This window comes from Variovorax sp. J2L1-78 (genome assembly GCF_030317205.1).
In the GTDB taxonomy this organism is placed as follows: Bacteria; Pseudomonadota; Gammaproteobacteria; order Burkholderiales; family Burkholderiaceae_C; genus Variovorax; species Variovorax arabinosiphilus.
In genome coordinates this window covers 1810316-1836023 of the sequence record NZ_JASZYB010000001.1, presented here as the reverse complement: position 1 = coordinate 1836023, position 25708 = coordinate 1810316, and the positions used below count along the sequence as shown (strand labels likewise).

Here is a 25708-nt window from a genome sequence, read left to right as displayed (position 1 = left end):
GACTAGCGTGCACTCCGGCGGGCCGGGGCGGCGGCCTTGCGTGCGGGGGGCTTGGCCGCGGCTTTTTTCGCAGGGGCTTTAGCGGCTGCCCGAACCACTTTTGGGGCCGGTGCGGCACTGGCGCGACGGGCCGGCTTGGCGGTCACGGTGTCCTCGGCCGTCACGGCGGTCGGTGCCGAGGCAACGGCACGCTTCTGTGGCGCGTCGTGTGCGGCAATGAAGGCCTTGAGCTGCGGATACACGAGTTCACGCCAGCGACGTCCGCTGAAGATGCCGTAGTGGCCGGCACCCTGGACCTCATAGTGCTGGCGCTGTGTCTTCGGGATGCCGGTGCAGAGATCGTGCGCGGCCTGCGTCTGGCCCGAGCCGGAGATGTCGTCGAGTTCGCCTTCGACCGTGAGCAGCGCGCTGCCGGTGATGTCCTGCGGCTTGACCCGTTCGATCGATCCGTCGGCATTGCGCACGTCCCAGGTGCCGTTGACCAGCATGAATTCCTGGAATACGGCGCGAATGGTCTCCAGGTAGTAGTCGGCGTCCATGTCGAGCACGGCGTTGTACTCGTCGTAGAACTTGCGGTGCGCCTCGACGCTGGCGTCGTCGCCCTTGATCAGGTCCTTGAAGTAGTCGTAGTGGCTGGTCGCATGGCGGTCGGGGTTCATCGCGACGAAACCCGTGTGCTGCAGGAAGCCGGGGTACACGCGCCGGCCGGCGCCCGGAAAGTTCTCGGGCACGCGGTAGATCACGTTGTTCTCGAACCACTCGAAGCTCTTGTTCATCGCGAGGTTGTTGACCGCCGTGGGCGACTTGCGCGCGTCGATCGGGCCGCCCATCATCGTCATCGACAGTGGCGTCTGTTCGCCACGGCTCGCCATGAGCGACACGGCGGCCAGCACCGGCACCGTGGGCTGACACACGCTGATCACGTGGCAATTGCCGTATTCGGCCTGGAGGTGGCGGATGAACTCCTCGACGTAGTGGATGTAGTCGTCGAGATGGAAAGCGCCTTCCGACATCGGCACCGTGCGCGCGTTCTTCCAGTCGGTGATGTAGACCTTGTGGTCCTTCAACAAGGTGCGCACCGTGTCGCGCAGCAGCGTGGCGTAGTGGCCCGACAGCGGTGCCACGACCAGCACCACGGGCTGCTTCTTGAGCAGCTGCAGCGTGGCCGGGTCGTCGGTGAAGCGTTTGAAGCGCCGCAACTGGCAGAAAGGCTTGTCGAGTTCGACGACCTCCTGGATGACCACGTTGTTGCCATCCACGTCGACCGAGCTGAGGCCGAATTCCGGCTTCTCGTAGTCCTTGCCCAGCCGATAGAGCAGGTCGTAGCCGGCCGCCATGCGCTGTGCCATCGGCGTGCTCGACAGCGGCGAGGTCCCGTTGCTGAAGAGCTTGGCGGCGGCCTGGGCGAAGTCCGTCAGCGGTTCCATCAGGGACCGCTGGGCTTCATAGAGGTGATAGAGCATCGTGATCCCTGGAGGGCTGGTTGTTGCAGTGCAATATATCGGCAGAACCAGGGTTCGGGCGTAGGGTCCGAACCCTAAGCCCTGTCACTCAAATGACTTTTGCGATGCTCTGGCAGACGTAATCGATGTTCTTGCTGTTGAGCGCGGCGACGCACATCCGGCCGGTATCGGTGCCGTATACGCCGAACTCGTTGCGCAGGCGCACCATCTGGTCCTTGGTGAGGCCCGAGTAGCTGAACATGCCGATCTGCGTGGTGATGAAGCTCATGTCCTGCTTCACGCCGGCCGCCTGCAGACCGTCGACCAGCTTCTGGCGCATCGCCTTGATGCGCACGCGCATCTCGGCCAGTTCCTTTTCCCAAACGGCGCGGCGGGCCGGGTCGTTCAGCACGGCGGCCACCACGGCGCCGCCGTGGATCGGCGGGTTGCTGTAGTTGGTGCGGATCGCGATCTTGAGCTGCGACAGCACGCGGGCGGCTTCTTCCTTGCTTTCGCACAGCACCGACAGGGCGCCGACGCGTTCGCCGTACAGGCTGAAGCTCTTGGAGAACGAGGTCGAGACGAAGAAGCTCAGGCCGGCGTCGACGAACTTGCCGACGACCGCGCCGTCTTCGGCGATGCCGTGGCCGAAGCCCTGGTAGGCCATGTCGAGGAAGGGGGTCAGGTTCTTGGCCTTGACGGCGGCGATGACCTGGTCCCACTGCGCGGCCGTAATGTCGTAGCCGGTCGGGTTGTGGCAGCAGGCGTGCAGCACGACGATGGTGCCGGCCGGTGCGGCGTTCAGCGCGGCCAGCATGCCGTCGAAGTTCACGCCGCGCTTGGCGGCGTCGTAGTAGGGGTAGCTGTCGACCACGAAGCCGGCGTTGGTGAACAGCGCGCGGTGGTTTTCCCAGCTGGGGTCGCTGATCAGCACCTTGGCGTTCGGGCTGAGCTTCTTCAGGAAGTCGGCGCCGACCTTCAGGCCACCGGTGCCGCCGATGGCCTGGATCGTGGCCACGCGGCCCGATCGGACCGGCTCGCTGTCGGCGCCGAAGACCAGGCCCTTGACGGCGTTGTCGTAGGCGACGATGCCGTCGATCGGCAGGTAGCCGCGGGCCGTCGGCGTCTTCATCATGTCTTCTTCGGCCGCCTTCACGCACGCCAGCAGCGGCAGCTTGCCGTTGTCGTCGTAGTACACGCCGACGCCGAGGTTGACCTTGTTGGGGTTGCTGTCGGCGGCGTATTGCTCGTTGAGACCAAGAATCGGGTCGCGCGGCGCCATCTCGACGGCGGTGAACATAGACATGAAGAAGTCCTCAGGATGAATCGGAGTGCCGATGGCCGGGGCGGGACGTCCGCCGCCGGGTTTCTGGCAGGGGGCCCGAAGCTGTATTACGCTTTCAGGTTGCCTTGAATTTTACCGACCGCCCGCCAACTGGTACGGACCGCCCATGCCTGATACGTCTGAAGTCATTCCCGAAGCCACCCTTTCAGACCCCGCCGGGCCTGCCAAGGAGGGCACCTTTCTCACCTTTCCGGGCTCGCCGTTCGAGCTGTTCCAACCGTATCCGCCGGCCGGCGACCAACCGACGGCCATCGAGGCCCTGGTGGAGGGCGTCGAGAACGGGGAAGTGTTCCAGACCCTGCTGGGCGTGACCGGCTCCGGCAAGACCTTCACGATGGCGAACGTCATCGCCCGGCTGGGGCGGCCGGCGATCGTGTTCGCCCCCAACAAGACGCTGGCGGCCCAGCTCTACAGCGAGTTTCGCGAGTTCTTCCCGAAGAACGCGGTCGAGTACTTCGTCAGCTACTACGACTACTACCAGCCCGAGGCCTACGTGCCGCAGCGCGATCTGTTCATCGAGAAGGACAGTTCGATCAACGAGCACATCGAGCAGATGCGTCTGTCGGCCACCAAGAGCGTGCTGGAGCGGCGCGACACGGTGATCGTCGCCACGGTGAGCGCCATCTACGGCATCGGCACGCCCGAGGACTACACGCAGATGCGCTTCATCATGCGGGTTGGCGACAAGATCGGTCAGCGCGACGTGATCGGGCGGTTGATCCGCATGCAGTACACGCGCAACGAGCAGGATTTCTCGCGCGGCACCTTTCGCGTGCGGGGCGACACCATCGACGTGTTTCCGGCCGAGCACAGCGAACTGGCCATCCGCATCGAGCTGTTCGACGACGAGATCGAGACGCTGCAGCTGTTCGACCCGCTCACCGGCCGCATCCGGCAGAAGATCCCGCGATTCACGATCTATCCGTCGAGCCACTACGTCACGCCGCGCGACAAGGTCATGACCGCGGTCGAGACCATCAAGCTGGAACTGGTCGACCGGGTGAAGGAATTCGTGGGCCAGGGCAAGCTGGTGGAGGCGCAGCGGCTGGAGCAGCGCACCCGCTTCGACCTGGAAATGCTGGCCGAGATCGGCCACTGCAAGGGCATCGAGAACTACTCGCGGCATCTCTCCGGCGCCGCGCCGGGCGATCCGCCCGCCACGCTGACCGACTACCTGCCGAAGGACGCGCTGATGTTCCTCGACGAGAGCCATCAGATGATCGGCCAGCTCAACGCCATGTACAGCGGCGACCGGGCGCGAAAGACCACGCTGGTCGAATATGGCTTCCGGCTGCCGTCGGCGATGGACAACCGGCCGCTCAAGTTCGAAGAGTTCGAGCGGCGCATGCGCCAGTGCATCTTCGTGTCGGCCACGCCGGCGCAGTACGAGATCGAGCACGCCGGCAACGTCGTCGAACAGCTGGTGCGGCCGACCGGACTGATCGACCCGATCGTCGAGGTGCGGCCGGCCACCCACCAGGTCGACGATGTGCTGGGCGAGATCCGCCTGCGGGTCGACAAGAACGAACGCGTGCTCATCACCACGCTCACCAAGCGCATGGCCGAGCAGTTGACCGACTACCTGGGCGACAACGGCGTCAAGGTGCGCTACCTGCACAGCGACGTCGACACGGTGGAGCGGGTCGAGATCCTGCGCGACCTGCGCCTGGGCACCTTCGACGTGCTGGTGGGCATCAACCTGCTGCGGGAAGGCCTGGACATTCCCGAGGTGTCACTGGTGGCCATCCTCGACGCCGACAAGGAGGGTTTCCTGCGCGCCGAGCGCAGCCTGATCCAGACCATCGGCCGGGCGGCGCGGAACATGAACGGCAAGGCGATCCTCTACGCCGACCGGATGACCGAGTCGATGAAGAAGGCGATCGGCGAGACCGAGCGGCGACGTACCAAGCAGATCGCCCACAACGAGGCCCACGGCATCACGCCGCGCAGCATTGTGAAGAAGGTGCGCGACCTGATCGACGGCGTCTACAGCGAAAAGACCGGCAAGGAAATGGCCAAGCTCGAGCTGGAGCGCGCCAAGGTCGAGGACATGAGCGAGAAGGACATCGCGCGCGAGATCAAGCGGCTCGAGAAGCAGATGCTGGAACACGCCCGCAACCTGGAATTCGAGAAGGCGGCCCGGGTGCGCGACCAGCTGGCGCACCTGCGGGAACAGGCCTTCGGCGCCGCCGGCGGCGACAACATCCCCGCGCTCTGAGGCCTCGGGCGCCGGCGCGGGTTTACCCGAGCGCGCCGAGGGGCTTTCTGTTATACTTGAGCGAAACAGTCAACAACAAAGAAACTTCGCGATGAAGGGCCGGCTCTGACCTCTGTGGTCGCGAGCCGGGCAGGGCGGAGACCACGCCACTGGAGCCATCCTGCTGCAGTGTCTATGTAACGAAGCACAAGGAGCTTGCGATGCGTCTCACTACCAAAGGTCGTTTTGCCGTGACCGCCATGATCGACCTGGCGCTTCGCCAGAACACCGGTCCGGTCACGCTGGCGGCGATCAGCCAGCGGCAGCAGATCTCGCTGTCGTACCTCGAACAGCTGTTCGGCAAGCTGCGGCGCCATGAGTTGGTGGAGTCGACGCGTGGGCCCGGCGGCGGTTACAGCCTCGGTCGCAAGGCAGCCGAGATCACGGTCGCCGACATCATCGTGTCGGTGGACGAACCCATCGATGCCACGCACTGCGGCGGCAAGGAAAACTGCCTCGGCGAAGCCGGTCGCTGCATGACGCACGAGTTGTGGGCGTCGCTGAACCAGCGCATGGTCGAGTTTCTCGATTCCGTGACGCTGCAGAAGCTGGTCGACGACCAGATCGCCAAGGGCGTGCAGATCGAGAACAAGCCGGCCGTCAAGCGCGCCATTTCGGCCCAGCCGGTGGTCAAGCCGATCCGCGTGAATGCGCCGAATTCGGTGTTTGCACTGGGCAACGCCTTCGCCAAGTCGTGATCGAGGGCGGCGCTGCGGCGCCGCGCGCTGAACATCCGACCGAAAACCACAAAACCCCACGAGTCTGAGTGAGCCATGGACGTCACCCCGCATTTCCCCATCTACCTTGATTACGGTGCGACCACGCCGGTCGATCCCCGCGTCGTCGACGCCATGATCCCGTGGTTGCGCGAGCACTTCGGCAACCCGGCGTCGCGCAGCCATGCGTGGGGCTGGGAGGCCGAGGAAGCCGTTGAGAAGGCGCGCGGCCAGGTGGCCGAGCTGATCAATGCCGACCCGCGCGAAATCGTATGGACGTCGGGTGCCACCGAGTCGATCAACCTCGCGCTCAAGGGCGCGGCGCAGTTCTACAAGGGCAAGGGCAAGCATCTGATCACCCTGAAGACCGAGCACAAGGCCGTGCTCGACACCATGCGCGAACTCGAGCGCCAGGGCTTCGAAGTGACCTACCTCGATGTCGAGGAAAACGGCCTCGTCGATCTGGAAAAGTTCAAGGCCGCGATTCGCCCCGACACCATCCTGGCCAGTGTGCTGTTCGTGAACAACGAGATCGGCGTCATTCAAGACGTGGTCGCGCTGGGCAATGTCTGCCGCGAAAAGGGCGTGATCTTCCATGTCGATTCAGCCCAAGCCACCGGCAAGGTCGAGATCGACATCACGGCGCTGCCCATCGACCTGATGAGCCTTGCCTCGCACAAGACCTACGGACCCAAGGGCATCGGCGCGCTGTACGTGCGCCGCAAGCCGCGCGTGCGACTCGAAGCCCAGATGCACGGTGGCGGTCATGAGCGCGGCATGCGCTCGGGTACCTTGCCCACGCACCAGATCGTCGGCATGGGTGAGGCGTTCCGCATCGCCAAGCTCGAGATGAAGGACGACATCGCGCATGCGCGCCGCCTGCAGCAGCGTCTGCTCAACGGTCTGAAGGATGTGGAGCAGGTGTTCATCAACGGCGACCTCGAACGCCGCGTGCCGCACAACCTGAACATGAGCTTCAACTACGTTGAAGGCGAGTCGCTGATCATGGGCATCAAGGGTCTGGCGGTGTCCAGCGGCTCGGCCTGCACGTCGGCCAGCCTGGAGCCCAGCTATGTGCTGCGTGCCCTGGGCCGCAGCGACGAACTGGCCCACAGCAGCCTGCGCATGACCATCGGCCGCTTCACGACCGAGGAAGAGATCGACTACGCGATCTCCACCATCAAGCACAACGTCGCCAAGCTGCGTGAACTGAGCCCCTTGTGGGAGATGTTCAAGGATGGCATCGACATCAGCACGATCCAGTGGTCGGCCCACTGAGCCCCGCCCGAACGCGCAACCGACACGATTGAAGAGGTAAACACCATGGCATATTCACCCAAGGTCATCGACCACTACGAAAACCCCCGCAACGTCGGCTCCTTCGAAAAGGGCGACGACTCGGTCGGCACCGGCATGGTGGGCGCGCCCGCCTGCGGCGACGTCATGAAGCTGCAGATCAAGGTCAACCCGGAAACCGGCGTGATCGAAGACGCACGCTTCAAGACCTACGGCTGCGGCTCGGCCATCGCGTCATCGTCGCTCGTGACCGAATGGGTCAAGGGCAAGACGCTGGACGAAGCGGCCGCCCTGAAGAACGCGCAGATCGCCGAAGAGCTGGCGCTGCCGCCGGTCAAGATCCATTGCTCGATCCTGGCCGAAGACGCCATCAAGGCGGCGGTCAACGACTACAAGCAGAAGCACGGCGCGGCCGTGGCATCGGCTGAAACGGCGGTCCACTGACATGGCTGTGACGCTCACCGAAGCGGCTGCGCGCCACGTCAACCGTTACCTCGGGAAGCGGGGCAAGGGCGTGGGCGTGCGGCTGGGCGTCAAGACCACCGGCTGCTCGGGCCTGGCCTACAAGCTGGAGTACGTCGACGAACTGACGCCCGAGGACGTGGTCTTCGAGGATCAGGGCGTGAAGGTGCTGGTCGACCCGAAGAGCCTGGCCTACATCGACGGCACGCAGCTCGACTTCGTGCGAGAAGGCCTCAACGAGGGCTTCAAGTTCAACAACCCGAACGAGCGCGACCGTTGCGGTTGCGGTGAGAGCTTCAGGATCTGATCGCGCGCTGACCCGCGCCACTGCCGCCACCATGTCATGTGCTGGCGGTTTTTTATTGCCATGAATCTCCAAGACACCGATTTCGAACTGTTCGGCGTGCCGGCCACGTTTGCGCAGGACCGCGTCGCGCTCGACGCGCGCTGGAAGGAACTGCAGCGCGAGGTGCACCCGGACCGCTTCGCGTCGCAGGGCACGGCGGCGCAGCGCGTTGCCATGCAGTGGTCGGTGCGCATCAACGAGGCGTACCAGCGGCTCAAGGACCCGGTGCGCCGCGCGAGCTACCTGTGCGAGCTGAAGGGTGCACCGATCGAGGCGGAGAACAACACCGCCATGCCCGGGGAGTTCCTGATGCAGCAGATGGAATGGCGGGAGTCGCTGGACGATGCGTCCGCCATTGCGGCGGTCGACGCCCTGCAGGCCGAAGTCGATGCCGCCCGTGCCCGTGCGCTGTCGTCGCTCGACTGGCTGATCGACGAGAAGGGCGACTTCCCTGCGGCGTCGCAGCAGGTGAGAGCCCTCATGTTCATCGAGCGCTTTGCGCAGGACGTCGAGGCGAAAGCCGACGCCTTGGGACAATAGCGGCATGGCACTTCTCCAGATTTCCGAACCGGGCCAGGCGCCCGATCCGCACCAGCGCCGCATCGCGGTGGGCATCGACCTGGGCACCACCCATTCCCTGGTCGCGGCCGTGCGCAACGGCGTGGCCGAGTGCCTGCCGGACGGCCAGGGCCGCGTGATCCTGCCGTCGGCCGTGCGCTACCTCGACGGCGACCGCCGCCAGATCGGCTTCGACGCGGTGGCTGCGCGCGCGCAAGACCCGGCCAACACCATCACCTCGGTCAAGCGCCTCATGGGCCGCGGGCTGGCCGACATCGCGCACCGCGATGCCATGTCCTACGGCCTGGTCGACGAGGGCGGCATGGTGAAGGTGCGCACCGTGGCCGGCATCAAGTCGCCGGTCGAGATCAGCGCCGAGATCCTGGCCACGCTGCGCTACCGCGCCGAAGACACCTTCGACGACGAGCTCCACGGCGCCGTCATCACCGTGCCGGCGTACTTCGACGAAGGCCAGCGCCAGGCCACCAAGGACGCGGCGCAACTGGCAGGGCTGAACGTGCTGCGCCTCATCAGCGAACCGACGGCCGCGGCGATTGCCTATGGCCTCGACAACGCCAGCGAAGGCGTCTACGCCGTGTACGACCTGGGCGGCGGCACCTTCGACATCTCGATCCTGCGGCTCACGCAGGGCGTCTTCGAGGTCATCGCGACCGGTGGCGACTCGGCCCTGGGCGGCGACGATTACGACCACGCACTGGCCGACGCTGTGCTGGCGCAGGCCGGTCGCCAGGCCGGCAATGACAGCGACCGCGCAGCCCTGCTGGTCGCCGCGCGTGCGGTCAAGGAAGCGCTGACCGAAGCGGATGCGGCGCCTTTCGTCGCCATGCTCGGTGGCGACGAGTTGCGCGTCGACGTGACGCGTGCGCAGTTCGATGCGGCGACGCAGCCACTGACGACCCGCACCATCGCCGCGGTGCGCAAGGCGCTGCGTGACGCCAAGCTCAAGCCCGACGACCTGCAGGGCATCGTGCTGGTCGGCGGCTCCACGCGCATGCCGCAGATCCGCGAGGCGGTGGCCGCGTTCTTCGGCCGCGCGCCGCTGACCAACCTGAACCCGGACGAGGTGGTCGCGCTCGGTGCGGCCATCCAGGCCAACCAGTTGGCCGGCAACAACGGCGCCGGCGATCTGCTGCTGCTCGACGTGATTCCGCTGTCGCTCGGCATCGAGACGATGGGTGGGCTGGTCGAGCGCATCGTGCCGCGCAACCAGACCATCCCGACGGCGATGGCGCAGGACTTCACCACCTACCAGGACGGTCAGACCGCGCTGGCGCTGCACGTGGTGCAGGGCGAGCGTGACCTGGTGGCCGACTGCCGCAGCCTCGCGCGCTTCACGCTGCGCGGCATCCCGCCGATGGCGGCCGGCGCGGCGCGCATCCGCGTGACCTTTACCGTCGATGCCGACGGCTTGCTCAGCGTCAGCGCGAAGGAGCAAGGCAGCGGCGTGGAGGCGAGCGTCACCGTGAAGCCGTCGTACGGCCTGTCGGACGACCAGATCGCGACCATGCTGCAGGAGAGCTTTTCGACCGCCCAGCAGGACATGCAGGCGCGTGCGCTGGTCGAGGCGCGCGTCGATGCAGAGCGCATGCTGATCGCCACGCAGAGCGCGCTCGATGCCGACGGCGACCTGCTGTCGGGTGACGAACGTGCCGCCATCGATGCGCTGATGGCCGGGCTGCGAAGCGCGTTGCCAGCCACCGACGCGGCCGTGGTCGAAGCGGCCACCAAGGCGCTGGCCGACGGCACCGAGGCCTTCGCCGCGCAGCGCATGAACCACGGCATTGCGCGGGCCTTGTCGGGCCGCACCGTCGAATCCTTGTAGAACACCCCCCCGATGCCCACGATCAAGATCCTTCCTCACCCGGAATACTGTCCGCAAGGTGCCGAGGTGAAAGCACCGGCCGGCACCTCCATCTGCGAGGCGCTGCTGGACAACCACATCAACATCGAACACGCCTGCGAGATGAGCGCCGCCTGCACGACCTGCCATGTGGTGGTGCGCCAGGGCTTCAATTCGCTCAACCCCTCGGACGACGTCGAGGACGACCTGCTGGACCGCGCCTGGGGTCTGGAGCCGCAGTCGCGCCTGAGTTGCCAGGCCATCCTCGCGCAGGACGATGTGACGATCGAGATCCCCAAGTACTCGATCAACCACGCCAAGGAGAACCACTGATGTCGCGATTGATCGTTCTTGACACGGAAACCACCGGCCTGTCCGCCGAGAACGGCGACCGCGTCATCGAACTGGGCTGCGTGGAACTGTTCAACCGCAAGCTGACCGGCAACGACCTGCACTTCTACTTCAACCCCGAGCGCGAAAGCCATGAGGACGCGCTGAAGGTGCACGGGCTGACCACCGATTTCCTGCGCGACAAACCGAAGTTCGCGGCGCTCGCGAACGATGTGGTGGAGTACCTGCGCGGTGCCGAACTGATCATCCACAACGCAGCGTTCGACGTCGGTTTCCTGAACAAGGAACTCGAGCTGGCGGGCCTGCCGCCGCTGCGCGAGTTCGTCGCCGAAGTCACCGACACGCTGGCCATGGCGAAGGCGGTGTACCCCGGCAAGCGCAACTCGCTCGATGCGCTGTGCGACCGTTTCGGCGTGGACCGCTCCAACCGTACCTTCCACGGCGCCAAGCTCGACGCGCAGCTGCTTGCCGACGTCTACATCAACCTGACCCGCGGCCAGGACGCGCTGCTGATCGATGTCTCCACCAACGAGCCGACCATCGGCGCCGTGGAGGCGGTCGACCTGCGCAGCTTCGTGTTGCCGGTGCTGATGGCGACGGAGCATGAACTCGCGGCCCACAGCGACCTGCTGGGGCAACTCGACAAGTCGAGCAAAGGCCAGACGCTCTTTCGCCAAATCGACGTGCAGGGCCAAAACGCTGTGGCATAATCTGAGGCTTCGCACTTCGCTGCGAAATTCTCGAAGTCTCCCGCGAAGCGGAGCAGGCATCGCAGAAACAACGATCGGCATGTTCATGCCGGCCGGGCGGTTAGCTCAGGGGTAGAGCACAGCATTCACACTGCTGGGGTCGGAGGTTCGAAACCTCCACCGCCCACCAATTTCTCCTACCGGATTTATTGCAGCCAGCGCATGCTGTCGGCTCGCACCGACGCCGATTGCGGCTGTTCACTGGCGCTTGTTGCGTTCGATGCGCGTAGAACAGCGTCGAAAGGAGTGTGTCATGGCCACCAGTCCCGATCTGCCTCCTCCCATCACCCCGGATCTGCCGGATCCTCCCGAGCCGGCCGATCTGCCGGTCGAGCCCGACGAGGGGGCATCTTCCTAAAGTCTAAAACCATTGCCGCTAAGCTTGCGGCATGGATGAATTCGATTGCGTTGTCATCGGCGCGGGTGTCGTTGGTCTGGCTGTTGCACGCGCCCTCGCGCTTCAGGGTCGGGAGGTCTTGGTGCTCGAGTCAGAGGGCGCCATCGGCACCGGCACCAGTTCTCGCAACAGCGAGGTGATTCACGCGGGTATCTACTATGCGGCGGGATCGCTGAAGGCCCGGTTGTGTGTCGAGGGCAAGGAGGCGCTGTACGCCTATGCGCAGGAGCGTGGCTTGCCGCATCGCCGTTGCGGCAAGTTGATCGTGGCGACGACCGAGGCGCAGGTCGCCCAGTTGGACGCGATTCTGGCCAAGGCGCGCGCCAATGGCGTCGACGACTTGGTGCTGGTCACGGGCGACCAAGCCCGGTCCCTCGAGCCGCAGCTGGCGTGCCTGGCCGCCCTTCACTCACCGAGTACCGGCATCGTGGACAGCCATGCGCTCATGCTGAGCCTGCAGGGCGACCTGGAGAACGCGGGCGGGATGCTCGCGCTGAAGTCGCCGGTGGCTCGTGCGGTCTGCACCGCCAACGGGATCGAACTGACGGGCGAGGACGGCACGACACTGCGCTGCGCCACCGTCGTCAATGCGGCTGGACTGGCCGCGCCGCTGCTGGCAAGGCGTTTCGAGGGACTGCCGCAGTCGTCGGTGCCGACAGCGTATTTCGCCAAAGGCAACTACTTCACCCTGGCCGGCCGGGCGCCGTTTCAGCGGCTTATCTATCCGGTGCCCGAGGCCGCCGGCCTGGGGGTGCATCTCACACTCGATCTCGGGGGGCAGGCCAAGTTCGGTCCGGACGTGCAATGGGTCGACTCGCCTGACGATCTGGTGGTCGACCCGCGTCGTGGCGATGGGTTCTACGCCGAAGTCCGGCGCTACTGGCCGGCGTTGCCGGACGGCGCGCTGATCCCCGGTTACGCCGGTATTCGTCCGAAGATCTCCGGCCCCCACGAGCCGGCCCGCGACTTCGTGATCGCCGGGCCGCAGACGCATGGCGTACCGGGGCTGGTGAACCTGTTCGGCATCGAATCTCCAGGGCTGACGAGCAGTCTGGCCATCGGACGACATGTGGCGGATTTGCTCGCGCGATGATCATCAGCCTGTAACATGGAACTGCACGCCGCGCGCCGGCGTCAGGCCGCCGGCGCGGTGCCGGTACCCATCACGGAGGAACGTTTACCCATGAGTGCATCCAACAACCTCGAAGCCGCCGCCAACGCGGTGGTCGAAGACATCGCCAGCGACGTGAAGGGGGTGCTCGGCGGCAAGGATCTCGAGTCCAATCCCCAGATCAAGGCCCTGCGCCAGCGCGTCGAAGCCAAGCTCGCCATTGCGCGCGAGCTGGCCGCGGAAAAGAGCAAGATCGCCGCCAAGAAGGCCAAGGACGCCGCCAGCACCGCGAATGCGTACGCGCACGACGAGCCCTGGCAGATCGCTGCCGGCGCGCTGGCAGCGGGCGTGCTGATCGGTCTCTTGCTGGGTCGCCGCTGAGCGCGTCCTGCTGACGAACTGACGCGCCGGCCACGACGCGCACGATCGGGAGGATCGGATGAAGAAGATTTTGTCCTTGCTGGGACTGGAGGCGCGCATACGCCGCTTGAAGATCGCCGCTGGCGAGGGAGCGATGGCGGCGGAAGACCGCGCGCAGCTGATCCGCATGGCATGGGACGCCGAGAAGCAGCGGCTGCAATCCGTGATCGTCCTCACGGTCGCCGTGCTCGCATTGACCACGGTCACCGTGGCGCTTTTGTCGGTCGCCATCGTCGTGCACTTCTGGGACAGCCCGTACCGCGCCACGGCCGCGTGGTGTGTCGCGCTGGTCTGGGTGCTGCTCTGGCTCGGCGCGGTCATCGCGTTGCTGTCGAATCTGCGCCAGGCAAATGCGGCCATCGAACCGGCGAAGCTCGAACTGGCGCGTGACTGGGCCTGGGTGCAGGACCGCCTCGGGATCGGCAACGAAGGTCAGCCGCCCGGTACGCCGCGCCCGGCGCGCCCTGAGACGCAGGAGCAGCTGTTGGCGCGCATCGCGCGTCAGCGCCAGCGCATGGCGGTGTTGCAGGCGGCCAGCGACGACGAAGCCGCGCGTGAGACCGTGCCGCCCCCTGCGAACGAAACCCCGAGCGAGGCCGCGCTCCGTCTGGCGCGCGAACATCCCGTGGTCACGGCCGCAGCGGCCGCCGTGCTGGTCGCCGTCGTCAAGCCGCGCCGCCTGCTGCGCTGGGCCGCCTTCGTCGCGCCGGTGCTCTGGCGCATGCGCTGAGCGTCGACGGCGGGGCGCTCAGGCGCTCCGCTGGCGCAGCGCCTCGGCGACTTCGCGGACCAGCGACGGGCCGCGGTAGATGATGCCGGTGTACATCTGCACCACGTCTGCACCGGCGGCGAGCTTGGCCTTGGCGTCCTCGCCGCTCATGATCCCGCCGACCCCGATGATCGGAAAGCCGGGCCCCAGGGCGGCCCGAAACTGCGCGATGACCCGGTTGCTGGCCTCCCGCACCGGCACGCCCGACAGGCCGCCCATTTCCTCCGCGTGCGGCAGCCCCGCCACGGCCTGGCGCGAGAGTGTGGTGTTGGACGCGATCACGCCGTCCATGCCGTGCCGCTGCAGGGTGGCTGCGATGACCTGGACCTGGGCCTCGTCGAGGTCGGGCGCGATCTTCAGGAACAGCGGCACGCGTCGGCCGTGCTGCGCGGCCAGCACCTCCCGGCGTTCGACGATCGTCGCCAGCAGCGCATCGAGCGCCTCGTCGCTCTGCAGCGAGCGCAGGTTGGCCGTGTTCGGGCTCGAGACATTCACCACCACGTAGTCGGCGTGCGGGTACACACCGTCCAGGCACAGCAGGTAGTCGTCGATCGCGCGCTCGATCGGCGTGCTGGCGTTCTTGCCGATGTTCAGGCCCAGCAGCATCGGCGCGCGGTTGCCCTGGCCCGTCCGGAAACGGGCGCGCTGCACGTTGGCGACGAAGGCGTCGAGCCCGTCGTTGTTGAAGCCCAGCCGGTTGATGAGCGCCTGGCGCGCCGGCAGTCGGAAGATGCGTGGCCGGGCATTGCCGGGCTGCGGCTTCGGCGTGACGGTGCCGACCTCCACGAAGCCGAAGCCCATGGCGGCGAAGGCGTCGATGCAACGGGCGTTCTTGTCCAGCCCGGCGGCCAGGCCGACGCGATTGGGGAAGCGCAGGCCGGCGAGCGTGACCGGGTCGTCGACGCGCGCGCTGGCGTAGGCGCAGGCCAGCGGTGTGTTCTGGGTACGCGCCAGCAGGCCGAGCGTCACCTCGTGCGCGTGCTCGGCATCGAGGCCGAAAAGGAAAGGGCGGGCAAGCCCGTAGAGGGACGAAAGGGACATCGGATAATTCTCGGCTTCTAAGCCCCAGGATTCTCCCCGATGACCGCTTCCTCCCCCGCTCCGCTCACCCAGGACGAACTCAAGGCCCAGGTCGGGCGCGCCGCGCTGGCCTACGTGGTGGAGGGCGAGATCGTCGGCGTGGGCACCGGCTCCACCGTCAACAAGTTCATCGAGGCGCTGGCCACCATGAAGGACCGAATCCGCGGTGCGGTGTCGAGCTCGGTGGCGTCCACCGAGCGTCTGCAGGCGCTCGGTATCGAGGTCTTCGACAGCAATGCGGTCGACGAACTGGCCGTCTACATCGACGGAGCGGACGAGATCGACGGGCACGGCTTCATGATCAAGGGCGGCGGTGCCGCACTCACGCGCGAGAAGATCGTCGCTGCGCAGTCACGGTCCTTCGTGTGCATCGCCGATGCGTCCAAGCGGGTCGACGTGCTCGGGGCCTTCCCCTTGCCGGTCGAGGTCGTTCCCATGGCCGCGCGCCGCATCATGCGGCAGTTCGAGCGGATGGGCGGTATCGCCCAGGTGCGCGAGAAAGAAGGGCTGCCGCTGGTCACCGACAACGGGCAGCACATCGTCGACGTGAGCGGCCTGCGCATCGTCGACCCGCTGGGCTTCGAGTCGGAGGTCAACCAGTGGCCGGGCGTGGTGACCGTCGGCGTGTTCGCGCACCAGCGTGCGACGGTCTGCCTGCTCGGGACGCCCGACGGCGTGCAGACGCTGCGCTACGCCTGAGCGCGCGCAGGAACGCCGGCCGTCAGAACTGGATGCCGGCCGGGTTGCTCGGCGAGCGCGGCGCCGGCGGCGGGATCGCCGGTGTCGGGCTCGTCGTCGCGGTGGCCGCAGGCGCCGTGGGGGCGGCCTGTTGCGCGACCATTGGCTGCGCCGGCGGGTTGCGGTAGCCCGCTGGGAGCCGAATGCTCTTGGGATAACCCGCCGCGTCGAGATACTGCGACCAGGTGCTGTCCGAGAAGCCCTTGAGCTGCTGTGCCCCGATGGTGAGGACCGGCAGAGAACTTTCCCCGCTCAGCCGCTGCAGCGCTTCGGCGTCTGCCGGCGTCTTCACCTGCCGCTCGTTGAAGGGCACGCCGCGCGTGCTCAGCAGCGCACGGCCGGTGTCGCAGGGCGCGCAATCGTCGCGGCTGTAGAGCGTGACGGGGTAGCGTTGCGCCACCTGCTGCAGTTCGTACGGCAGCCCGCCGATCGCACCGCCATCGCCGGTCGTCGGCACCGTGCCCCGGGACGCGGCGGGCGTGGCATTGGCCGCCGGCGGCTGGTCTGAAAAAATCACCTTGCCGTTCTTGTCGACCTGGCGATAGACCTGCTGCGCCGAGGCGGTGCTCGCGGCGAGTGCGATGCCGAGCAACAGAAGAGAAAGTCGGACGGGACGTGTCATCGGGGCTCCGTGCGTCGCGCCGGGCGACGATTCGCCCGAGTATCTCTCAGGCCGGCTGGGCTTCCGCCATGCCCTGGTGGCGCAGCAGCGCGTCCAGTTGCGGCTCGCGGCCGCGGAAGGCCTTGAACGACTCCATCGCCGTGCGGCTGCCACCGGCCTCGAGAATGGCCTGGCGGTACTTGCGGCCGGTTTCGATGCTCGGCTCACCGTTCGGTTGCGCGGTCTCCTCGAAGGCCGCATAGGCATCGGCGCTCAGCACCTCGGCCCACTTGTAGCTGTAGTAGCCGGCCGCGTAGCCGCCCGAGAAGATGTGGCTGAAGGTGTTGGGCGTGCGGCTGAAGGCGGGCGAGGGCATCACTGCCACTTCCGAGCGCACCTGCCCCAGCAGCGCCATCACGCCGCCCGGCTGCGCCTTGGCGGCATCGAACTCGGTGTGCAGCAGCATGTCGAACAGCGAGAACTCGATCTGGCGCAGCGTCTGCAGGCCGCTCTGGAAGTTCTTGGCCGCCGTCATCTTGTCGAACAGCTCGCGCGGCAGCGGCAGCCCGGTGTCGACGTGCGCGGTCATGTGCTGCAGCACGTCCCATTCCCAGCAGAAGTTCTCCATGAACTGGCTGGGCAGTTCGACCGCATCCCATTCGACGCCGCTGATGCCGGACACGTCGCGCTCGTTGATCTGCGTGAGCATGTGGTGCAGGCCGTGGCCGAACTCGTGGAAGAGGGTGGTCACGTCGTCGTGCGTGAGCAGCGGCGGCTTGCCGTCGACGCCCTCGGCGAAGTTGCAGACCAGCTGCGCGACCGGCGTTTGCAGCGTGCCGGTGTCGGGCCGCAGCCAGCGGGCACGCACGTCGTCCATCCAGGCGCCGCCGCGCTTGGCGGCGCGGGCGGAGGGGTCGAGGTAGAACTGGCCCACGCGCTGGTCGCCGCGTTCGATGCGATAGAACTCGACCGTCGGGTGCCACACCGGTGCGAAGTCGCGGCGGATGGTCACTTCGAACAGCGTCTCCACGATCTTGAAGAGGCCGGCCATCACCTTGGGCGCCGGGAAGTACTGCTTCACGTCCTGCTCACTGAAGGCGTAGCGCGCTTCCTTGAGCTTCTCGCCGACGAAGGTCCAGTCCCACGGTTGCGGGTCGGCGAGGCCGAGTTGCTCGGTGGCGAAGGCGCGCAGGTCGGCCAGGTCGCGCTCGCCGAAAGGCTTGGCGCGGGTGCCCAGGTCGCGCAGGAACTTCACGACCTGCTCGGGGGAATCGGCCATCTTCGGCACGACCGACAGTTCACCGAAGTTGCGGTAGCCCAGCAGCTTCGCCTCTTCCTGGCGCAGCGCCAGGATCTCGGTGATGAGCGCGGTGTTGTCGAAGGCCGGGTCGCCGAACTCGCTGGCGCGGGTGGCGTAGGCGCGGTAGAGCGTCTCGCGCAGCGCGCTGCTTTTGGCGAACTGCATCACCGGCAGGTAGCAGGGCATCTTCAGGGTGAGCTTGTAGCCGGGCTTGCCATCCGCCTCGGCCCCGGCGCGCGCGGCGCCGATCACGTCTTCCGGCAGGCCTTCGAGCTCACTCGCTTCGGCGTAGTAGGCGAAGGCATCGGTGGCGTCCAGGGCGTTCTCGCTGAACTTCTGGCTCAGCTCGGCCTGGCGTTCCTGGATGACCGCGAAACGCGCCTTGGCATCGCCCTGCAGCTCGGCGCCGCCCAGCACGAAGTTGCGGATCGCGTTGCGGTGCGCCTGCTTCTGCTCGGCGTTCAGCGTGGCGGGGTCGATGGCCTTGTACTTGGCATACAGCCGCTCGTCGGAACCGAGGCGGGTCCAGAAGGCGGTGACGCGCGGCATGGCGTCGTTGTAGGCCGCGCGCAGCTCGGGCGTGTCGGCCACGGCATTCAGATGGCCAACCGCGCCCCAGGCCCGGCTGAAGCGCTCGGAGGACACGTCCAGCACCTTCGAGATCGCGATCCAGTCCGCCGGGAAGTCCGGTGCGGTGACGGTCTGCAGCGCCGCCTCGGCGTCGGCCAGCAGGGTGTCGACGGCCGGCGCGACGTGCTCCGGCTTGATCTGGTCGAACAGCGGGAGATCGGTGAAGTCGAGGAGCGGATTGGTCATGGTTTCCATCTGGCGCCGTGGGGCGTAAGTTCAAGTCAGTGGGCGATGCGTTCGGCGGCTTCGAGCGTGTTGACGAGCAGCATGGTGATGGTCATCGGGCCGACGCCGCCGGGCACCGGCGTGATCCACCCGGCGACTTCCTTCACGCCGTCGAAGTCGACGTCGCCGCAGAGCTTGCCTTCGTCGTTCCGGTTCATGCCGACGTCGATGACCACCGCGCCGGGCTTGACCATGTCGGCGGTCAACACGTTGCGCTTGCCGACGGCCGCGACGATCACGTCGGCTTGCCGCGTCATGGCGCCCAGATCGGCCGTGGCGCTGTGGCAGATGGTGACGGTCGCGCTCTGGGCCAGCAGCATCAGCGCCATCGGCTTGCCGACGATGTTGCTGCGGCCGATGACCACGGCGTGCTTGCCGCGCAGCTCGTAGCCGATCGATTCGAGCATCTTCATGCAGCCGTACGGCGTGCAGGGCCAGAAGCCGGGCGCGCCGGTCATCAGCGCGCCTGCGCTCGCAACATGGAAGCCGTCGACGTCCTTCTCGGGGGAGATCGCCTCGATGACCTTCTGTGCATCGATGTGCGGCGGCAGCGGCAGCTGCACCAGGATGCCGTGGATGGCGGGGTCCTCGTTGAGGGCGTCGACGCGGGCCAGCAGCTCCGCTTCGCTCAGGTCGGCCGGGTATTTCTCGAGCAGCGAGTGCAGGCCGTTGTCTTCGCAGGCCTTGACCTTGTTGCGCACGTAGACCTGGCTGGCGGGGTTCTCGCCGACCAGCACCACGGCCAGGCCGGGCGTCACACCGCGCGCCTTGAGTGCGGCGGCACGCGCGGCGACGTCGGCGCGCAGGGTGCGGGAGAGGGCGTTGCCGTCGATCAGTTGGGCTGTCATCGTGTTTTCGATTTTCCAAGTAGAAACGCCCGCTTGCGCAGGCGTCGGGGGACTTTCTGGCTATCTGGCCGATAGCGATTCAGGAGGCCTTCGCCGTCGGCTGGGCCTGGCCGAGCGCGATCTTCAGCAGATCGGCCACGGTGTTGGCGTTGAGCTTTTCCATGATGTTGGCGCGGTGCGCCTCGACCGTCTTGATGCTGATGCCCAGGTCGTCGGCGATCTGCTTGTTGAGCCGGCCGGCGACGATGCGCTCGAGCACCTGCGCCTCGCGGCCGGTGAGCTTGGACAGCAGCGCGTCGCGGCTGGCCGACTGCTGGTGCTGCGCGAAGGCGCCACGCGCGTGCTCGAGCATGCGCTCGACCAGGGTGACGAGCTCGTCCTCGTTGAACGGCTTCTGGATGAAATCCATCGCACCCTTCTTCATCGAGTCGACCGCCATCGGCACGTCGCCGTGGCCGGTGATGACCACGATCGGCAGCGGCGAGCGGCGCTCGATCAGCCGGTCCTGCAGCTCGATGCCCGACATGCCGCCCATGCGGATGTCGACGATCAGGCAGGCGACCTCGCGGGGGTCGTAGCGGGAGAGAAAGGATTCGGCGGAATCGAAGCAGCGGACCCGGTAGTCCTTGCCTTCGAGCAGCCACTGCAGGGAGTCGCGCACGGCCTCGTCATCGTCGACGACATAGACCGTGCCCTTCTTTGGAATCAAGCTCATGCGGGTACCTTTGCCTCGTCGTTTGCTACGGAACTGCTAGCGTCCAGCACCGGAATCCAGAAGGAAAAACGGCATCCGACCACATCCGAACCATTGTAGATGTTCTCGGCCTGCATGCGGCCACGGTGCGACTCCACGATGGTGCGGCAGAGGTTCAGCCCGATGCCCATGCCTTCGGCCTTGGTGGAGAAGAAGGCTTCGTAGAGGCGGTCCATCACTTCCGGTGCCAGGCCCATGCCGGTGTCCTGCACGGAAAACTCGATGGCGTTCTGGCTTTCGATGACCTTGGGCAGCACGCGCAACTCCACGCTGCGCCGCGCCAGCGGGCGTTCGGCCAGGTCGATCGATTCGGCCGCGTTCTTCAGCAGGTTCACCAGCACCTGCTCGATGAGGATGGGGTCGACCAGCACGATGGGCAGCCGTGCCGCCACGTAGTGGTTCAGGCGCACGTTGCGTCGGCGCAGTTCGATGCCGGCCAGCTCGACCGCCTCGCCGACCATGGTCGCCACGTCGGCCGGGGTGCGGTTCGGCTCGCTGCGCTTCACGAAGGAGCGGATGCGCTGGATGATCTGGCCGGCCCGCTGCGCCTGCTTGGCAGTCTTCTCCAGGGCGGCGAGCAGGGCGTCGGAGTCGATCTGCTGGCCCTTGATGCGGGACATCATGCCGTTGCAGTAGTTGCTGATGGCGGTGAGCGGCTGGTTGAGCTCGTGCGCGACGCTCGAGGCCATCTCGCCCATCGTGATCAGCCGGCTCGCGGCCTGCGCCCGGTCGGCCTGCGCGGCGGCCTGTTCTTCGGCGTCGCGGCGCGGCGTGATGTCGGTGGCGATCACCAGCTGGGCCAGCCGACCGTCGACCCAGGTGAGGTAGCGCGAACGCACCTCCAGCCACTTGCCCAGCTCGGGCACGAAGATCTCGTTGTTGGCCGGTTGCGCCGTGGTGAGCGTGTCGATCGGCAGGCCGGCGAAGGGGTCGACGTCGTCGAGCGCATCGTCGTGTGCGGCCGAGGCCGGCACGCCGGCCTGCGCCACCATGGCCAGGTGGCCGACCGTGTCGGAGCCGAACCACAGCCGGTACAGCTTGTTGGCGAACAGCAGCTCCTCGCTGCCGATGGGCGCCACCGACACCGCGGCGTCGAGCGCCTCCAGCACGGTCGTGAAGCGCTCGTACGACGCCGACAGCTGCTCGCGGATGCGCGTGGGCTCGGTGATGTCGGTCATCGAGGTCATCCAGCCGGTCTGGTGGCCGCGCGCATCGATCAACGGCGACACATACAGCCGGGCGTTGAAGACGCTGGTGTTCTTGCGCTTGACCCGCACCTGGAAGCCGCCGGGCAGCGCACGGCCATGCAGTTCCTCTTCGAGCCGCTCGTTCATCACCTCCCGGTCGGATTCGAGCCAGTACGGGAAGGGCGGCTTCTGCCCCACGAGTTCGGATTCGCTCCAGCCGGTCATGGCGCAGAAGGCGGCGTTCACGTAGGTGATGCGTCCGTCCAGGTCGAGCACCCGCATGCCGGTGAGCATCGAGTTTTCCATCGCGCGCCGGAAGTTGGTCTCGGCGATCAGCGCCTGCTGCGCCTGCAGGCGGCGGCGGGTGTGGCGCCAGGTGCCGATCAGCATCCAGGCGGTCAAGACGCTCAGCGCGCCGACCAGCCAGAACAGGCCGTTGCCCACCAGCCCGGGCGAGGTGCGGTAGGCCTGTGCGCGCAGGATCACGGCATTGCCGATCGGCGACACCGGCACCTCGTACTCGTTCGTGTGCTCGACCCAGGGCAGCAGCCGGGTGCCGTCGGCCCGGGGGTTGACGGTGTTGCCGGCCAGCACGCCGCCCTTCGCATCCAACAGGGCGACGGCGTAGCGCGCGCTGACCTCCGGTGGCACGCCGTAGCGCAGGAGGCTGTCGATCGAGAATTCACCCAGCACTACGCCCGCGAACAGCCCCTGGTCGAAGAGGGGGATGTGCAGCTGCAGCATCGCGACCGGGTCGCCGCCCGTCACCGGCTGCGAGAAGACCGGCTGGCGCAATTCACGGGCAAGCGCGTAGTTGCTCTCGATGTCGCCCGGGCGCAGCACGTCGTCCAGCACATGCTGCTGCGCGGGGTGCACGCTGGGCGCGGCGTAGTTGGCCTTGAAGCGCCGGCGGTCGTCGATCCAGCTGATCGCCTGCAGCTCGGGGTACTGGCTCACCAGGGACTCGGCGCGGCTGCCGAATTCCGCGGCGTCGATCTCGCGGTTGGAGGCGTCGCGGGCCAGGCGCATGAGTTGCTCCTGCCGCTCGAGCAGCCGCAGCCGCAGCCGCTGCTGCGCGTATTCGACGTCGCGCTTGACGGACTCCTGCTCGCGCTCGATCTCTTCGGCCCGCAGGTACCAGAAGGCGCACACGATCGCCGCCAGGAAGAGGATGACGGCGGCCAGCGGCACCAGCATGGCCACCGAGTCCTGCAGCACCGGCGTCTGGCGGCGCCACCAGCGACGCCACCACGCCAGCGGCGAGGCTTTCACGGCGCTGCGGGCGGCAGCAAGCGGGCTGAAGAAGGGCATCGGCCGAGTGTAGGGGAACCCCTAGTTGGCCTGACGCGAAGCGGTCTCCAAAACGGTTCAGACTGCGATGGCTCCGTGTCCCTGAAGAATCTATCGATCGACGTTTTCACATTAAGAAAACGTCAGACACCATTTGAAATTTGACCTGTTCTGTGCGACATTTCCGCCCAGTCAAATCCACAGCCACGCCCTCAAGGAGACAAGCATGTCGGCAAATCCCGAGAACCATTTCGGCTCGGCCGCGAACGACGCGGATGCGCAGGAAACCCGCGAATGGATGGACGCGCTGTCCGCCGTCATCCAGAGCGAGGGCCCCGAACGGGCGCACTTTCTTCTCGAACAGCTGCTCGAGCACGCGCGCCAGAACAGCGTCGACCTGCCGTTCTCGGCGAACACCGGCTACGTGAACACGCTCGAGCCCGAACTCGAAGCGCGCAGCCCCGGCAACCTCGAGATCGAACAGCGCCTGCGCGCCTACATGCGCTGGAACGCGATGGCCATGGTGGTCAAGGCCAACCGCCTGCACCCGGCCGACGGCGGCGACCTGGGCGGCCACATCGGCTCCTTCGCGTCGCTGGCCAGCATGTTCGGCGCCGGCTTCAACCATTTCTGGCACGCCGAGAGCGAAGGCCACGGCGGCGACTGCCTGTACATCCAGGGCCACGTGTCGCCCGGCATCTACGCGCGTGCCTACCTCGAAGGCCGCTTGAGCGAAGACCAACTGCTCCACTTCCGCCAGGAAGTCGACGGCAAGGGCCTGTCGAGCTACCCGCACCCGAAGCTGATGCCCGAGTTCTGGCAGTTCCCCACGGTGTCGATGGGCCTCGGCCCGCTGATGGCGATCTACCAGGCGCGCTTCCTCAAGTACCTGCACGCCCGCGGCATCGCGAACACCGAGAACCGCAAGGTGTGGGTGTTCTGCGGCGACGGCGAAATGGACGAGGTCGAGTCGCTCGGTGCCATCGGCTTGGCCGCGCGCGAGAAGCTCGACAACCTGATCTTCGTGATCAACTGCAACCTGCAGCGCCTCGACGGGCCGGTGCGCGGCAACGGCAAGATCATCCAGGAGCTCGAGGGCGAGTTCCGCGGCGCCAACTGGAACGTGATCAAGCTGATCTGGGGCAAGGGCTGGGACGCCCTGCTCGCCGCCGACAAGGACGGCGCGCTGCGCAAGATCATGATGGAGTGCAACGACGGCGATTACCAGTCGTTCAAGGCCAACGACGGCGCCTACGTCCGCAAGAACTTCTTCGGCCGCGATCCGCGCACGCTCAAGATGGTCGAGCACCTGAGCGACGACGAGATCTGGAACCTGCAGCGCGGCGGTCATGATTCGCAGAAGGTGTACGCCGCCTTCCATGCGGCGCAGAACCACCAGGGCCAGCCCACCGTGCTGCTCGTGAAGACCGTCAAGGGCTTCGGCATGGGCAAGATCGGCGAAGGCAAGAACAACGTCCACCAGACCAAGAAGCTGGGCGACGAAGACATCAAGGCCTTCCGCGACCGCTTCAACATCCCGATCCCGGACAGCCAGCTTGCCGACATCCCGTTCTACAAGCCGGCCGACGACACGCCGGAGATGAAGTACCTGCACGAACGCCGCAAGGCGCTGGGCGGCTACCTGCCGCACCGCCGCGTGAAGGCCGACGAGAGCTTCACCGTGCCGGCACTGGAGACCTTCAAGGCCGTGCTCGAGCCGACGGCCGAGGGCCGCGAGATCTCGACCACGCAGGCCTATGTGCGTTTCCTCACGCAGCTGCTGCGCGACCAGGCGCTGGGCCCGCGCGTCGTGCCGATCCTGGTCGACGAAGCGCGCACCTTCGGCATGGAAGGGCTGTTCCGCCAGATCGGCATCTACAACCCCGCAGGGCAGCAGTACACGCCGGTCGACAAGGACCAGGTCATGTACTACAAGGAAGACAAGGCCGGCCAGATCCTGCAGGAAGGCATCAACGAGGCCGGCGGCATGTCCAGCTGGATCGCGGCGGCCACGTCGTACAGCACGAACAACCGCATCATGGTGCCGTTCTACGTGTACTACTCGATGTTCGGCTTCCAGCGCATCGGCGACCTGGCCTGGGCCGCCGGCGACATGCAGGCACGCGGCTTCCTGCTGGGTGGCACGTCGGGGCGCACCACGCTCAACGGTGAAGGCTTGCAGCACGAAGACGGCCACAGCCACATCCTGGCCAACACCATCCCGAACTGCGTGAGCTACGACCCGACCTTCGCGCATGAAGTGGGCGTGATCCTGCACCATGGCCTGAAGCGCATGGTGGAAAAGCAGGACAACGTCTACTACTACCTCACGCTGCTCAACGAGAACTACCCGATGCCCGGCCTGCAGCCCGGCACCGAAGAGCAGATCCTCAAGGGCATGTACCTGTGCAAGCAGGGTCCGGTGGTCAAGCCGGCCAAGGGCGCCAAGGACGCGCCGACCGTGCAACTGCTCGGCAGCGGCACGATCCTGCGCGAGAGCATCGCCGCGCAGGAGCTGCTCGAGAAGGAGTGGGGCGTCAGCGCGAGCGTCTGGAGCTGCCCGAGCTTCAACGAACTCACGCGCGACGGCCAGGACGCCGACCGCTGGAACCTGCTGCACCCGACCGAGACGCCGCGCGTGTCCTTCGTGGCGCAGCAGCTGTCGGCCAGCACCGGCCCGGTGGTGGCCTCGACCGACTACATGAAGGCCTACGCCGAGCAGATCCGCCCGTTCATCCCGAAGGGCCGGACCTACAAGGTGCTGGGCACCGACGGCTTCGGTCGCAGCGACTTCCGCAGCAAGCTGCGCGAGCACTTCGAGATCAACCGCCACTTCATCGTGGTGGCCACGCTCAAGGCGCTGGCCGAGGATGGCACGCTGCCGGCCTCGAAGGTCGCCGAAGCCATCAAGAAGTACGGTATCGACGCCGACAAGGTCAACCCGCTCTACGCGTAACCCACCCCGAACAACCGAT

22 protein-coding genes and 1 tRNA gene are annotated in these 25708 nt (G+C 66.6%); 15 read left to right on the top strand and 8 right to left on the bottom strand.

Annotation, left to right across the window (positions count from 1 at the left end; translation table 11 throughout):
- Window positions 1–2: 2 nt before the first annotated feature.
- Window positions 3–1463 carry a polyhydroxyalkanoate depolymerase gene (locus tag QTH86_RS08710; protein ID WP_286645073.1) on the bottom strand — a complete coding sequence of 487 codons (1461 nt, stop codon included), beginning with the start codon at window positions 1461–1463 and terminating at the stop codon, window positions 3–5.
- Window positions 1464–1551: 88 nt separating this feature from the next.
- Window positions 1552–2748: an amino acid aminotransferase gene (locus tag QTH86_RS08705; RefSeq protein ID WP_286645074.1), complete on the bottom strand. Its 1197-nt coding sequence runs from the start codon at window positions 2746–2748 to the stop codon at window positions 1552–1554.
- 145 nt (window positions 2749–2893) lie between these two features.
- On the opposite strand from QTH86_RS08705, the gene uvrB reads away from it, so the two are divergent.
- From uvrB to QTH86_RS08640, 13 genes are all read left to right on the top strand, one after another.
- Complete coding sequence (gene uvrB / locus QTH86_RS08700; protein WP_286645075.1) at window positions 2894–5005, top strand: excinuclease ABC subunit UvrB; 2112 nt, start codon at window positions 2894–2896, stop codon at window positions 5003–5005.
- Between the two features lie 200 nt (window positions 5006–5205).
- Window positions 5206–5742, top strand: a complete 537-nt coding sequence (iscR, locus tag QTH86_RS08695; RefSeq protein WP_286645076.1) for a Fe-S cluster assembly transcriptional regulator IscR — start codon at window positions 5206–5208, stop codon at window positions 5740–5742.
- Window positions 5743–5817: 75 nt separating this feature from the next.
- A complete protein-coding gene (locus QTH86_RS08690; RefSeq protein ID WP_286645077.1) occupies window positions 5818–7038 on the top strand; it encodes an IscS subfamily cysteine desulfurase in 1221 nt (406 codons plus the stop codon).
- 45 nt (window positions 7039–7083) lie between these two features.
- A complete protein-coding gene (gene iscU, locus QTH86_RS08685; protein WP_286645078.1) occupies window positions 7084–7500 on the top strand; it encodes a Fe-S cluster assembly scaffold IscU in 417 nt (138 codons plus the stop codon).
- 1 nt (window position 7501) lies between these two features.
- A complete protein-coding gene (iscA, locus tag QTH86_RS08680) occupies window positions 7502–7825 on the top strand; it encodes an iron-sulfur cluster assembly protein IscA (RefSeq protein ID WP_203205516.1) in 324 nt (107 codons plus the stop codon).
- Window positions 7826–7885: 60 nt separating this feature from the next.
- On the top strand, window positions 7886–8404 hold the full coding sequence (gene hscB, locus QTH86_RS08675) for a Fe-S protein assembly co-chaperone HscB (protein ID WP_286645079.1): 519 nt from the start codon (window positions 7886–7888) through the stop codon (window positions 8402–8404).
- A gap of 4 nt (window positions 8405–8408) precedes the next feature.
- Window positions 8409–10265, top strand: a complete 1857-nt coding sequence (gene hscA / locus QTH86_RS08670; RefSeq protein WP_286645080.1) for a Fe-S protein assembly chaperone HscA — start codon at window positions 8409–8411, stop codon at window positions 10263–10265.
- Window positions 10266–10277: 12 nt separating this feature from the next.
- Window positions 10278–10616 (top strand): ISC system 2Fe-2S type ferredoxin, encoded by a 339-nt coding sequence (gene fdx / locus QTH86_RS08665; protein WP_286645081.1) that lies wholly within the window; start codon window positions 10278–10280, stop codon window positions 10614–10616.
- Entirely contained in the window at window positions 10616–11344 is a 729-nt protein-coding gene (dnaQ, locus tag QTH86_RS08660) for a DNA polymerase III subunit epsilon (protein ID WP_286645082.1), read from the top strand. Before fdx ends, dnaQ begins: the two co-directional genes overlap by 1 nt.
- A gap of 94 nt (window positions 11345–11438) precedes the next feature.
- A tRNA-Val gene (locus QTH86_RS08655) sits at window positions 11439–11513 on the top strand.
- 259 nt (window positions 11514–11772) lie between these two features.
- Window positions 11773–12873: an NAD(P)/FAD-dependent oxidoreductase gene (locus QTH86_RS08650; RefSeq protein WP_286645083.1), complete on the top strand. Its 1101-nt coding sequence runs from the start codon at window positions 11773–11775 to the stop codon at window positions 12871–12873.
- 15 nt (window positions 12874–12888) lie between these two features.
- Window positions 12889–13272, top strand: coding sequence for a glycine zipper domain-containing protein (locus QTH86_RS08645; protein ID WP_286645084.1), 384 nt, complete (start codon window positions 12889–12891; stop codon window positions 13270–13272).
- Between the two features lie 58 nt (window positions 13273–13330).
- On the top strand, window positions 13331–14041 hold the full coding sequence (locus QTH86_RS08640) for a phage holin family protein (RefSeq protein WP_286645085.1): 711 nt from the start codon (window positions 13331–13333) through the stop codon (window positions 14039–14041).
- Window positions 14042–14059: 18 nt separating this feature from the next.
- Here the strand turns inward: QTH86_RS08640 and QTH86_RS08635 are convergent, their stop codons facing one another.
- Window positions 14060–15121, bottom strand: coding sequence for a quinone-dependent dihydroorotate dehydrogenase (locus QTH86_RS08635; protein ID WP_286645086.1), 1062 nt, complete (start codon window positions 15119–15121; stop codon window positions 14060–14062).
- Window positions 15122–15160: 39 nt separating this feature from the next.
- Between QTH86_RS08635 and rpiA the strand changes: the two genes are divergently transcribed.
- The gene (rpiA, locus tag QTH86_RS08630) at window positions 15161–15859 is read left to right on the top strand and encodes a ribose-5-phosphate isomerase RpiA (RefSeq protein WP_286645087.1); all 699 of its coding nucleotides are present in this window, start codon (window positions 15161–15163) and stop codon (window positions 15857–15859) included.
- Window positions 15860–15881: 22 nt separating this feature from the next.
- Here rpiA and QTH86_RS08625 read toward each other — a convergent pair whose 3' ends face one another.
- From QTH86_RS08625 to QTH86_RS08605, 5 genes are all read right to left on the bottom strand, one after another.
- Window positions 15882–16520: a glutaredoxin family protein gene (locus QTH86_RS08625; RefSeq protein ID WP_286645088.1), complete on the bottom strand. Its 639-nt coding sequence runs from the start codon at window positions 16518–16520 to the stop codon at window positions 15882–15884.
- Between the two features lie 46 nt (window positions 16521–16566).
- The gene (locus tag QTH86_RS08620) at window positions 16567–18624 is read right to left on the bottom strand and encodes a M3 family metallopeptidase (RefSeq protein WP_444813642.1); all 2058 of its coding nucleotides are present in this window, start codon (window positions 18622–18624) and stop codon (window positions 16567–16569) included.
- Window positions 18625–18650: 26 nt separating this feature from the next.
- A complete protein-coding gene (gene folD / locus QTH86_RS08615) occupies window positions 18651–19502 on the bottom strand; it encodes a bifunctional methylenetetrahydrofolate dehydrogenase/methenyltetrahydrofolate cyclohydrolase FolD (protein WP_286645090.1) in 852 nt (283 codons plus the stop codon).
- A gap of 79 nt (window positions 19503–19581) precedes the next feature.
- Window positions 19582–20217 (bottom strand): response regulator transcription factor, encoded by a 636-nt coding sequence (locus QTH86_RS08610; protein WP_286645091.1) that lies wholly within the window; start codon window positions 20215–20217, stop codon window positions 19582–19584.
- Window positions 20214–22754 carry a PAS domain S-box protein gene (locus tag QTH86_RS08605; RefSeq protein WP_286645092.1) on the bottom strand — a complete coding sequence of 847 codons (2541 nt, stop codon included), beginning with the start codon at window positions 22752–22754 and terminating at the stop codon, window positions 20214–20216. The genes QTH86_RS08610 and QTH86_RS08605 overlap by 4 nt, the downstream gene beginning before the upstream one ends.
- A 205-nt stretch (window positions 22755–22959) precedes the next feature.
- On the opposite strand from QTH86_RS08605, the gene aceE reads away from it, so the two are divergent.
- On the top strand, window positions 22960–25689 hold the full coding sequence (aceE, locus tag QTH86_RS08600) for a pyruvate dehydrogenase (acetyl-transferring), homodimeric type (RefSeq protein WP_286645093.1): 2730 nt from the start codon (window positions 22960–22962) through the stop codon (window positions 25687–25689).
- Window positions 25690–25708 lie beyond the last annotated feature (19 nt).